This window comes from Mucilaginibacter phyllosphaerae (assembly GCF_004378255.1).
Taxonomy (GTDB): Bacteria; Bacteroidota; Bacteroidia; order Sphingobacteriales; family Sphingobacteriaceae; genus Mucilaginibacter; species Mucilaginibacter phyllosphaerae.
Genome location: NZ_SNQG01000006.1, coordinates 281,208 through 293,217 on the forward strand (window position 1 = coordinate 281,208; position 12,010 = coordinate 293,217).

The window sequence follows — 12,010 nt, forward strand, 5'->3', positions numbered from 1 at the left end:
TTTAATTAGGACGCGAAGTATCGCGTCTCTACGGTGAAAAATAATTATAATTGTTCTTTTTAAATATGTAGAGGCGTGATACTTCGCGTCTCCTTTAGGACGGCTATAAATTGTTCATTAATGCATATTTAATTAAGACGCGAAGTATCGCGTCTCTACGGTGAAATGGAAGATAAATATAAAAGCAGATATCGCATATCATCCACCAGATTAGAAGGCTGGGATTATGGTTCGCATGCTTTATATTTTGTAACTATTTGCACAAAAGACAGGGTTCCATATTTCGGCATCGTTGAAAAAAAGGAGCAAGATATTTCGTCTTTAAAAAACACACTGATTGCCGATATTGCATATAACAATTGGCTTAAAATACCACAATTTCATCCGTATATAGAATTAGAGGGATTTGTTATTATGCCCGATCATATCCACGGCATTCTGTTTATTAACAAACCTGATAAGGACACATGGGAGTTAAATAAAGCAGGTGGACAATCAAAAAATTTAGCTTCAGTTATAAGGGGGTACAAATCTTCCGTAAAACAATATGCTGTGTTAAATAATGTTGATTTTTCCTGGCAACCGGGATATTATGACAGGGTGATCCGTAATGAAAAAGAACTCGCAAATATACAGCAGTATATTTACGACAATCCGGATAATTGGTTATTAAAAGGGACTGACTTTGAAAACCTTTACAAGCCGTAGAGGCGCGATACTTCAACAATGCATATTCATTAAGACGCAAAGTATTGCGTCTCCACAGAGAAACAAATCGATTTAAAATCCTAATCGTAGAGACGCGATACTTCGCGTCTCCTTTAGGACGGTTATAAACTGTACATTAATGCACATTCATTAAGACGCAAAGTATTGCGTCTCTACAGAGAAACAAATCGATTTAAAATCCTAATCGTAGAGACGCGATACTTCGCGTCTCCTTCAGGACGGTTATAAACTATCCATTAATGCATATTCATTAAGACGCAAAGTATTGCGTCTCTACAGTAAAAAATATTTTATAACCTATCCTTAAAATCGTAGAGACGCGATACTTCGCGTCTCCTTCAGGACGGTTATAAACTGTTCATTAATGCACATTCATTAAGACGCAAAGTATTGCGTCTCTACAGAGAAACAAATCGATTTAAAATCCTAATCGTAGAGACGCGATACTTCGCGTCTCCTTAGGACGGTTATAAACTGTTCATTAATGAATATCGTTAAGGCGCGATGTATCGTGCCTATAAAAAGAATGAAATCAATCATACACGATGTATCATATCTCTACAATTACCCCAGCCTAATTTTTTACCGACAATTCTCCCGCGCTTACCGACTTCTTTAATCATATCACCAACATTGGGTTTGCAGATGTGCAATCTTAATTTAGATTTGGATAAGATTTAAAATAAAGATTACCATGCCCAATCATATAGACGATACAAACCGCACCCCCCAAAACAAGGTTTTAGCCGGGATGATCTTATTGGCAGTAGGCGGTGTACTGCTGATCAAACAATTCAACTTTTTCTTCTTCCCAAACTGGCTGTTCAGCTGGCCGTTAGGGTTAATTGTTTTAGGCCTTTATTTTGGCGCAAAACACAATTTCCGTAAGCCGGTATGGTTTATATTGGTTATCATCGGTTTGCTTAACTTGTTAGATGATCTTTTTCCGAGTTTTGACTGGGGCGACGTGATCTTCCCTGTAATGCTTATCTCTTTCGGGATCTGGATCATTATGCGCCGCAAAACCGAAAAGCCGGTGATCAAAAACGACTACTGGGATAAAAAATACCAGGCTAACCCCTACAGTGCCGAAAAGCCCCTGGCAAACTTTGATATAGACAGTACAGAGCCAAACGCTGCCGAGCCGGTAAACAACGCCGGCACCAATATGCCGCCGCTAACAGAGGATGATTACCTGAATGCTACCGCAGTGTTTGGCGGCGTAAATAAAACCATTTTATCAAAAAACTTTCAGGGCGGCGAGATCACCAACATTTTTGGCGGCACCGAACTTGATTTTACCCAGGCAGATATCCACGGCCGTGTAATAGTAGATATTACCCAGATGTTTGGCGGCACAAAACTTATTGTACCCGCCAACTGGCATGTGGTGCCTGATCTGGCAGCTGTATTTGCCGGTGTAGACGATAAGCGCATCAAAACCGCCCAGCCCAACACTACCGATAAAGTATTGGTGCTAAAAGGTGTATCGATGTTTGCCGGCGTAGATATCCGCAGCTATTAGCAAACCATACATACCGTTAAGATCTGCCTGTTTCACAAATAACCTTAATCCACACATTAACTAAATAAAAAGCTTTGGCTGCTTCACAAATATCGCAATCAAAATTAATCGGCGCCTTTACGGTTTGCGGGTTGGTTTGGGCCGGCCTGCAGGCATACATTATCCATAGCTTCGGTTTCCCGTGGATAACCGCAGTTAACGATGCCGGTATGAGCGCCTTGCTGCTCTCTTGTGCCTGCTGGCTTATCAATAACAACCTAAAGTATTACCAGCCCGATAAAGAAAGCTACGTGTACCTGTTAATATGGTGCGCCGCCCTTGCCGGTGCCTGCGTTGCCGGGTGCCGCTATATTATGCCGCTGTTTAATATGGGGCAGGTTTATTTTAATTTTTTGCAGCAATCGGTGGTTATCCGCTTCTTTACACTGTTTTTAGCTATCGGCTGGATGGCCATGATCAGCGCCCTGTGGTATTCACAGCTGGACCATAAAAAAACCGTTGAGCGTAAAACCGAAGCCGAAAAGCTGGCCCGCGATGCCGAGCTTTATAATCTGCGCCAGCAGCTGCAGCCCCACTTTTTATTCAACAGCTTAAACTCTATCAACGCCCTGATAGGCTTTAAGCCCGAGCTGGCACGTAAGATGATCCATCAACTGTCAGACTTTCTACGCGGCACCCTCAAAAAGGACGACCAGCTGCTGGTGCCTTTAACTGATGAACTTGCGCACTTAAATTTATACCTGGAAATTGAAAAAGTGCGTTTTGGCCACCGCCTGCAAACAGAAATTAGTTGCGATGATAAATGCGGCGAAGCTATGCTGCCCTCACTACTGCTGCAGCCACTGGTAGAGAACGCCATTAAATTTGGCTTATATGATACTACCGAAGATGTTACCATCAGCGTACGCGCCGAAACCGAGGACCAATACCTCATCATCATGATCCAAAATCCTTACGACCCTAAAACCAGTCGGCGCAGCAAAGGCACCGGTTTTGGCCTTAGCGGGGTACAACGGCGGCTTTATTTGATATTTGCACGTAATGATTTAATGGAAACTCACGCAAATGATAATATATTTACAACCATAATAAAAATACCGCAGTTATGATCAGCGCTTTAGTTATTGATGACGAGCCTTTGGCCCGTATGGTTGTTTTAGAATACTTGCAGGATTTCCCCCTGATAAACGTGATACAAGAATGTGGCGATGGTTTTGAAGGCCTTAAAGCCATACAGCAGCATCAGCCCGATCTTATTTTTTTAGATGTGCAGATGCCCAAAATAAACGGCTTTGAAATGCTGGAACTGGTTGATAACCCGCCTGCCGTAATTTTTGCAACCGCCTTTGACGAATATGCTATTAAAGCCTTTGAAGCACACGCGGTAGATTACCTTTTAAAACCCTTCAGTAAAGAACGCTTCACTAAGGCAATAGAAAAACTACTGGCCCAGGCCCCTGCCGGCCCTACCCCGGTAACCAAAACCAACCCCTTATTAGAAGAAGCCGCACAATCACCGGGGCAAAATGAGCGTATCGTTGTAAAAACAGGCACCAAAGTAAAGATCATTGCCGTGCACGATGTAGAATACCTGCAGGCCGACGATGATTACGTAAGCGTTGTAACCGCTGAAGGGGCCTTCCTGAAAAACAAAACGATGGCTTTTTTCGAAAAGACCTTAGATCCGCGCTACTTTGTGCGCGTACACCGCTCTTATATCATCGCCATACAGCAAATTACCCGCTTAGACCCGTATGAAAAAGACAGCCACCTGGCTATCCTAAAATCGGGTGCCAAGATCCCGGTGAGTAAAACAGGCTACGTGAAGCTGAAGCAGGTATTGGGAATATAATTTTATTTTTCCAATTTCCAAACCTTTTCCGTTACATCTGCCTCTGCCAGTTCTTTTTTGAATTGGGCGCAGTTTTTAAATTGCAGGGTTGGCAGTGTACGGCTTTCTAAAGTAAGGCTAAAACTATCATCTTCAAACGGCCAGGGTTTGATGGTTAGGGAGCCATTGGGGTTGCGCAGGAGTTTATATTGCTTGTTATCCGGTCCCTGGCTTACCTCGATGGTACGATTCTCGGGTTGTACCTCATGCTGGGCAAGCAGTAGGGAGAAGGCATCACACCATTCCAGTAATCCATAAGCTTTATCTGTTTCTTTTGAGGTGATGCCAAGTTCCTGCATCCAGTTTTTTTGCAGCCTCTCTTGCTCCAGCAAAAAAGGCTTTACCAAAGGGTTGCTACCGGCTTCGCCTTTGTGCAGAAAAACCATGTGTATAGAAGTTAGCAAAGCGATATACCGGCTTTTGGAAACGGAGAAATCATGAAGCCTTTGGCAATGCTCCGGCTCAAACTTTTTCATGCTGAAATCTACCGGGCCGCCTTGCGGGGTAAGCAGGTCATCGGCTTCCAGCTCGGTTTGGGCGTCGTCATGGTCGGCAATGGCAATCAGGGTTTCCGTCCAGCGGCCGGGACGGTCTTTTTTGCGCCAATGCATCGCAATCTGGGCGGACAGCAGGCCATGTGCCCGTTGCGTTATGATTTCCCAGCCTTGTTCTGTGTAGTTAACGATCATCACAAGGATAATGATTGGCGGGGAAAATTGTTTAAGGGTTACCGTAGAGACGCAATACTTTGCGTCTCCCACCATGCAGTTAAAAGAGACGCTAAGTATAGCATCTCTACCACATCGTCACTCTGCCAGCAGCACCTTCCAGGCATCGGCCACTAATCCATTATCCAGCAGTTGTTTGGCTTTTAAATGCAGCTGCAGTTCGCGGGTTTGGTTATCGCCGATGGTAGCATCAAAGATCTCTTTTAGTTCATCGCTTTGGGTGTAGGCTTCTATTTCAACATCAGTTGGCAGTTGTTCTACATTGCCTAATTGCCCCAGGTTATTCCCTGTAAGCACTTTGGAGTTACGGATAGCATGCGGAATAGCATCAAACCCAATACCTACCGTAGTAACCGGCTTGGCTACCTTAAACAGGTTATCGGCAGTAACGCGGCAGTACCAATCGCCACCCAGGCGGGCCACGTGATCTGTTTTCAGTTGGTCAATAGATCCATCAGTATTCAAAACATCTTCATTGATGTGAATTACTTTGATCTCGGCTATTACCAAATTACCCGCGCCAGGCGTATCGCCCAGGCTAATCACATCCTTTACCACACATTCCAGCTGTATTTTTGATTCGGCTACACGGGGTGGTTTTACCAAAGTAGATGGGAGCTCGGTCAATCCTGATTTTGTAAACTCGTTTACCCCAGCCGGGTACTCTACACTGGAGAGCGATACCTGCTGCACCATATCGTAATTCACAATATTGATGACACACTCGGGCACGTCCTTCAAATTCTCCAGCGTATGCTTGGTGGTATTATCCCTCACCCTGCGCGACGGTGAGAACACGCACACCGGCGGGTTAACGCTAAACAGGTTAAAAAAACTAAACGGGCTTAGGTTCACATTCCCTTCTTTATCAATAGTTGATGCCAGGCAAATAGGCCGCGGCGCCACCGCATAATTAAGGTAAGCCTGTATCTGTAAAGGGGTAAGATCTTTTGTTTGGAGGGATAGCATGGTGGTACTCATAAAAGCCCCCTCTAAATCTCCCCCGAAAGGGGAGACTTTAAGAAGCCTGTGTAATTCAAAGCCCTCCCTTTCGGGGAGGGTTGGGCGGGGCCTATTTCTTCAACCCTAAAATTGAAAAATCATCATCACTTTTTTTAATAATGTTACCTAACATACCCAGGCCGGTTATTTCCATTTCTACCAGATCGTTTGGTTGCAGCCATTGGGGCTGGTAGTTAGGGTTGTTCAACAGGCCGGTACCATTCAGTTCCAGGAAACAGCCCGTACCTACCGTACCGGATCCTATCACGTCGCCGGGCAATACATCGCAGCCGTAGGCACAACGCTCAATGATCTCGGCAAAGGTCCAGTCCATATCGGCCATGTTACCGCTGCTTATCTCTACGCCGTTAACATGGCATTTCATGGTCAGGTTATAGGTAACGCCCGTATGGCCCTCTTTAGGTGCAGTTTTGTACTGCTCCAGCTCATCCGGTGTAACCAGCCAGGGGCCAATCACGGTCGAAAAATCTTTTCCTTTAGCCGGGCCAAGATTAAGCAGCATTTCTTCCATTTGCAGGGTGCGGGCGCTCATATCGTTCATGATCATATAACCGGCTATGTAGCTATCTGCTTCGTCAGCGCGGATGTTGCGGCCCTTTTTGTTGAGCACCACGGCTACTTCCAATTCAAAATCCAATTTCTGAAAGTGATCGGGCATGCATTCAATTTCACCGGGGCCTTGTATGGCGTTATGATTAGTAAAATAAAATATGGGGTACTGGTCAAATTCGGCAATCATATCCACCTTACGGTTGCGGCGGGCAGCAGCCACATGCTGGCGGAAGGCATAACCATCCCTGCAGGATGTTGGATGAGGTACCGGCGCCATCAGCTCAAAAAACAACTCTTCTTTAGCCGCTGTCTTGCCAGATCGTATCTCTTCGTTAACGCGTTTAGCGTGTTCCATCAGCTCATCACCACCCCACAAAAATTCATTCATGTTATCAGGGATCAGCTTATCGCAGGAATTCAGGTTGTAAATATGTCCGTTGATATATACGCCCAAATGTTCCCGGTCTTCGGTTTTGTAGGATACTAATTTCATAAGGATATAATTGGTTTATCGGAAATCAAAAGTAGTAAAATAGTTGATTGATATGATTTGTAGCGTCTTGTTTAGATTGGCAATGAATTTCCATTTATCATAGAGACGCGATACTTAGCGTCTTGTTTAGAATGGTAATGAATTTCTATTTACCTGTACAGGCGCGATACTTCGCGTCCCCTTTAGATTGGTAATGATTTTCTATTTATCGTAGAGACGCGATACTTCGCGTCTTGTTTAGATTGGCAATGAATTTCTATTTATCGTAGAGACGCAATACTTCGCGTCTTGTTTAGATTGGTAACGAATTTCTATTTACCTGTAGCGGCGCGATACTTCGCGTCTTGTTTAGATTAGTAACGAATTTCTATTTATCGTAGAGGCGCGATACTTCGCGTCTTGTTTAGATTGGCAATGAATTTCCATTTATCGTAAAGACGCGATACTTCGCGTCTCCTTTAGATTGGTAATGATTTTCTATTTATCGTAGAGACGCGATACTTCGCGTCTTGTTTAGATTGGTAACGAATTTCTATTTATCGTAGCGACGCGATACTTCGCGTCCCCTTTAGATTGGTAACGAATTTCTATTTATCGTAGAGGCGCGATACTTCGCGTCTTGTTTAGATTGGCAATGAATTTCCATTTATCGTAGAGACGCGATACTTCGCGTCTTGTTTAGATTGGTGAACACCTTGCATGTTCCGAGACGCGAAGTATCGCGTCTCTACGGGTGAACCAGGCATGCATTAAGACGCGAAGTATCGCGCCTCTACGGGTGACCGGCATTCATTAAGACGCGAAGTATCGCGTCTCTACGGGTGAACCAGGCATGCATTAAGACGCGAAGTATCGCGCCTCTACGGATGGCCGGGCACTCAATAAGACGCGAAGTATCGCGCCTCTACGGGTGACCGGGCATTCATTAAGACGCGAAGTATCGCGCCTCTACGGGTGACCGGGCATTCATTAAGACGCGAAGTATCGCGCCTCTACGGTTTTAAACCAATCACTATTCACCAAAACTATGCTTGCATATTAAATTTATTCCCCTTAATTTTGATAGCAATGATGAGCATTAAAAAACAGTTTTACTTTTCCCTTGGGCTTACTTCTATGAGTAACTCCTCTTCCTTCAGGGATGCTGTGCTCTCTAAGATCGCTTTAGCGCAATTCTAATTTTATTCTTGTTGATATACGCCGCAATGGTACCGGTCAATCCCGTACGCATTCGCCTGTACTGTTATTAAAATTTTTGAACCGTTAAAACGTTCTGAATAAACCAATTAATTAAATCATGCCTATTTACCACACTTTAGGGACTATCCCGCATAAGCGGCATACGCAATTCCGTAAGCCCGACGGCACTTTATATGCCGAAGAACTGGTATCAACAGAAGGTTTCTCCAGCCTGTACTCGCTGGTTTACCACGCCTACCCGCCCACCATCGTCAAAGAACTGGGCGAGCCTTATTCTGTTGAGCCCAAAATAGCCCGCGAGAAGCACCTGAAGCACACCAGCCTGATAGGTTTTAATATAAAACCAGAAGACGATTACCTGAAAAGCCGCAAGCCCGTGCTGGTAAACGCCGATCTGCACATCTCCCTGGCGGCCCCTCGCAAAAGCATGACAGACTATTTTTACAAGAACAGCCAGGCCGACGAGGTGATATTTATCCACGTTGGGTCGGGTACTTTAATAACAGGTTTTGGGAAGATAAAATTCGAGTATGGCGATTACCTGGTGATACCCCGCGGTACCATTTACCAGCTGGAGTTTGACAGTGAGGATAACCGCCTGTTTATCGTAGAAAGCTTTAGCCCGATACGTTCACCAAAACGGTACCGTAATGCATACGGGCAGCTGATGGAGCATTCGCCATATTGCGAACGTGATATTAAACGCCCTACCGATCTGGAAACTATCGACCAAAAAGGCGATTTTAAGATCCTGATCAAAAAACAGGGGCTTATTTATCCGTACACCTATGGCACCCACCCTTTTGATTTTGTGGGCTGGGATGGTTTCCATTACCCCTGGGCGTTTTCTATTCATGATTTTGAACCGATAACCGGCCGCGTACACCAACCACCACCCGTACACCAAACTTTTGAAGGCCACAACTTTGTGATCTGCTCTTTTGTGCCGCGCAAATTTGATTATCACCCCCTATCTATCCCTGCACCTTACAACCACAGCAATGTGGATAGCGACGAGGTATTGTATTATGTAGACGGCGATTTTATGAGCCGCAAAAGCGTAGTAAAAGGGCAAATAACTCTGCACCCCGGTGGCATACCGCACGGCCCGGCGCCGGGCTCGGTAGAAAAATCTATCGGCAAAGAGTTTACAGACGAACTGGCCGTGATGATAGACCCTTTCCGCCCGCTGATGCTGACAGAAGATGCGGTGAATATAGAAGACGGCAATTACTATAAAAGCTGGGTAATTTAAAGCTCACATAAATCCTCTCCAAAAGAGAGGACTTAAAAAATAAAAACAGTCTCTTGCTTCTTCTCCAAAGGAGAATACTTGAAATTAAATAAAATAACTCCCAAAAGTCTCCCCTATCGGGGGAGATTTAGAGGGAGCATAACTAACATACAACAATGGAAACATTAACATTAGATACCAAACCAAAAACAACCGATTTTTTACCGCTTAACGGTACAGATTATATTGAATTTTATGTGGGCAATGCCAAGCAGGCTGCCCATTATTATAAAACTGCTTTCGGCTTTCAGGACCTGGCTTATGCAGGACCGGAAACAGGCGTACGCGACCGCGCCTCTTATGTTTTGCAGCAGGGCAAGATCCGTTTGGTACTAACTACGCCGCTGCATTCAGATCACCCTATATCAGAACATATTAAAAAACATGGCGACGGTGTAAAGGTATTAGCCCTTTGGGTTGATGATGCCTACGATGCCTTTAAACAAACCACCAGCCGTGGTGCCGAGCCATTTCAGGAGCCGCAAACCATTACCGACGAAAATGGCGAAGTACGTACCAGTGGCATCAAACTTTACGGCGAAACCGTACATCTTTTCATCGAACGTAAAAACTATAACGGCCCGTTTTTACCGGGTTACAAAGCCATGCAAACTGCCTACCAGCCGCCTGTTGCAGGCTTGCTATATGTAGACCATTGCGTAGGTAACGTGGGTTGGCACAAAATGGATAAATGGGTTAATTTTTATGAGGATATTATGGGTTTCCGCAACATCTTAACCTTTGATGATAAAATGATCTCTACCGAATACTCTGCCCTGATGAGCAAGGTAATGAGCAACGGGAACGGTTATGTAAAATTCCCGATAAATGAGCCTGCTGAGGGCAAAAAGAAAAGCCAGATTGAAGAGTATTTAGAGTTTTACGAAGGCGAAGGCGTACAGCATATGGCCCTGGCTACTGATAATATTGTTAAAACCGTTACCGACCTGCAAAGCCGTGGCGTGGAGTTTTTAACGGTGCCTACCTCTTATTACCGCGAACTTACCGCACGTGTTGGCCATATTGATGAGGACCTTGGCCCATTAGAAAAGCTGGGCATTTTGGTTGATCGTGATGACGAGGGCTACCTATTGCAGATTTTTACCAAACCTGTAGAAGACCGCCCTACCCTTTTCTTCGAGATCATTCAGCGCAAGGGGGCAAAATCATTCGGTGCAGGTAATTTTAAAGCCTTATTTGAAGCCATTGAGCGTGAGCAGGAATTAAGGGGAAACCTTTAATTAGCTTTAACATGCTATTCAAAACCGGGCGCAACTGCCCGGTTTTTTATTGATACAACTTTGGCAATACTAAACGAATATCAAAAATAAAATCACTGCTATCACATTTTAAAATATTTTATTAAGTTTGAAAACACCATCATTATGCACCCCCAGGCATTGCCAAATAAATTTAAACCCGTAGCCTATATCACCAGTTTAGCCATTACGCTATCCATTGGGGCCGTTGCCTCTTTTTTTACCCGGCCTCAAATAAAGGCCTGGTATATCACTTTGAACAAACCCGATTTTACACCACCAAACTGGCTTTTCCCGGTGGCATGGACTATCCTTTACATCCTGATAGCTACCGCTGCTTACCTGGTTTGGAAACTACGCAATGATACCGCGATATACCGATCGGCTTTAATAGTTTACATTTTGCAGCTGGCGCTTAATTTTTCCTGGTCGATTGTATTTTTTGGCATGCATCAAATCACCGGCGGGCTTATCATCATTATAGCCCTGCTGGTCACCATTATACTTAATATATCTTATTTCGGCAGGTTTAGCAAAGCGGCGGCCTGGCTGCTGGTGCCTTATTTTTTATGGGTTGGCTATGCTACTTTATTAAACATTAGTATTTGCGTGCTTAACAAATAAGAAAAACACTATTTTTATTGCACGTTACCGTGCCTGAAATGAAAAGAATTTTATTTACCTGTCTACTTTTTTTAACTGCCTTTGGTTACAGTTTTGCAGATACCATCGCCATCAATCATTTTGTAGTTAAGGAAAACCCTTTTGCTAAAGACGAGATTGCTATTATTGCGGTAGATACCGCCCAAAATATCCAGGAAAACGTAAGCGGCATTTTCACATTTACCGTTAACAGCTTTACCGAGCAGTTAACCTTTGATAAAGGCACTGCCTTTTACAGGCATAAGATAGAAAAATCGGGTTTTGTGTATGCCCGTCACGAAAATGATAACGGCACACATTCTATGCTATATTACATTTACCGGCACGATAGTAAGCTAACGCCTGTAAAAATAAGCTGGATATTATTGATCTGCATCCCGCTGGGCTTAATTTTAATAGGTTACCTGTTTAAGCGCTTTATCATTATCGCAGCCGTTATATTTTGTATCTTTTTGTACTTTAATCACAGCAACGGCCTAAGCATCCCCACCTTCTTCCAAAGCATTATCGACGGGTTAAAGGGGTTATTTGCAGGTTAGAGGTTAGAGGTTAGAGGTTAGAGGTTAGAGGTTAGAGGTTAGAGGTTAGAGGTTAGAGGTTAGAGGTTAGAGGTTAGAGGTTAGAGGTTAGAGGTTAGAGGTTAGAGGTTAGAG

At 44.2% G+C, this 12,010-nt stretch carries 11 protein-coding genes; 8 read left to right on the forward strand and 3 right to left on the reverse strand.

What is annotated here, in order from left to right; all coding sequences use genetic code 11:
• Window positions 1–165: 165 nt before the first annotated feature.
• The 4 genes from E2R65_RS17065 (at window position 166) to E2R65_RS17080 (ending at window position 4,106) form a co-directional block, all read left to right on the forward strand.
• Window positions 166–708, forward strand: coding sequence for a transposase (locus tag E2R65_RS17065; protein WP_134337697.1), 543 nt, complete (start codon window positions 166–168; stop codon window positions 706–708).
• A gap of 715 nt (window positions 709–1,423) precedes the next feature.
• Window positions 1,424–2,254 carry a LiaF transmembrane domain-containing protein gene (locus E2R65_RS17070; RefSeq protein WP_134337698.1) on the forward strand — a complete coding sequence of 277 codons (831 nt, stop codon included), beginning with the start codon at window positions 1,424–1,426 and terminating at the stop codon, window positions 2,252–2,254.
• Window positions 2,255–2,328: 74 nt separating this feature from the next.
• Window positions 2,329–3,363, forward strand: coding sequence for a sensor histidine kinase (locus tag E2R65_RS17075; protein WP_229704687.1), 1,035 nt, complete (start codon window positions 2,329–2,331; stop codon window positions 3,361–3,363).
• Window positions 3,360–4,106: a LytR/AlgR family response regulator transcription factor gene (locus E2R65_RS17080; protein WP_134337699.1), complete on the forward strand. Its 747-nt coding sequence runs from the start codon at window positions 3,360–3,362 to the stop codon at window positions 4,104–4,106. Before E2R65_RS17075 ends, E2R65_RS17080 begins: the two co-directional genes overlap by 4 nt.
• A 2-nt stretch (window positions 4,107–4,108) precedes the next feature.
• Here E2R65_RS17080 and E2R65_RS17085 read toward each other — a convergent pair whose 3' ends face one another.
• From E2R65_RS17085 to E2R65_RS17095, 3 genes are all read right to left on the reverse strand, one after another.
• Window positions 4,109–4,834: a DUF3891 family protein gene (locus E2R65_RS17085; RefSeq protein WP_158285292.1), complete on the reverse strand. Its 726-nt coding sequence runs from the start codon at window positions 4,832–4,834 to the stop codon at window positions 4,109–4,111.
• A gap of 117 nt (window positions 4,835–4,951) precedes the next feature.
• Window positions 4,952–5,842: a flavin reductase family protein gene (locus E2R65_RS17090; protein WP_134337719.1), complete on the reverse strand. Its 891-nt coding sequence runs from the start codon at window positions 5,840–5,842 to the stop codon at window positions 4,952–4,954.
• Between the two features lie 103 nt (window positions 5,843–5,945).
• The gene (locus E2R65_RS17095) at window positions 5,946–6,941 is read right to left on the reverse strand and encodes a fumarylacetoacetate hydrolase family protein (RefSeq protein ID WP_134337701.1); all 996 of its coding nucleotides are present in this window, start codon (window positions 6,939–6,941) and stop codon (window positions 5,946–5,948) included.
• A gap of 1,297 nt (window positions 6,942–8,238) precedes the next feature.
• Between E2R65_RS17095 and E2R65_RS17100 the strand changes: the two genes are divergently transcribed.
• The 4 genes from E2R65_RS17100 to E2R65_RS17115 all read left to right on the forward strand — a co-directional run bounded on the left by E2R65_RS17100 (window position 8,239) and on the right by E2R65_RS17115 (window position 11,896).
• Window positions 8,239–9,396: a homogentisate 1,2-dioxygenase gene (locus tag E2R65_RS17100; RefSeq protein ID WP_134337702.1), complete on the forward strand. Its 1,158-nt coding sequence runs from the start codon at window positions 8,239–8,241 to the stop codon at window positions 9,394–9,396.
• 155 nt (window positions 9,397–9,551) lie between these two features.
• Window positions 9,552–10,676, forward strand: a complete 1,125-nt coding sequence (hppD, locus tag E2R65_RS17105; RefSeq protein ID WP_134337703.1) for a 4-hydroxyphenylpyruvate dioxygenase — start codon at window positions 9,552–9,554, stop codon at window positions 10,674–10,676.
• 144 nt (window positions 10,677–10,820) lie between these two features.
• A complete protein-coding gene (locus tag E2R65_RS17110; RefSeq protein ID WP_134337704.1) occupies window positions 10,821–11,318 on the forward strand; it encodes a TspO/MBR family protein in 498 nt (165 codons plus the stop codon).
• A 38-nt stretch (window positions 11,319–11,356) separates the two neighbouring features.
• Window positions 11,357–11,896 carry a hypothetical protein gene (locus tag E2R65_RS17115; protein WP_134337705.1) on the forward strand — a complete coding sequence of 180 codons (540 nt, stop codon included), beginning with the start codon at window positions 11,357–11,359 and terminating at the stop codon, window positions 11,894–11,896.
• The last annotated feature ends 114 nt before the right edge of the window (window positions 11,897–12,010 follow it).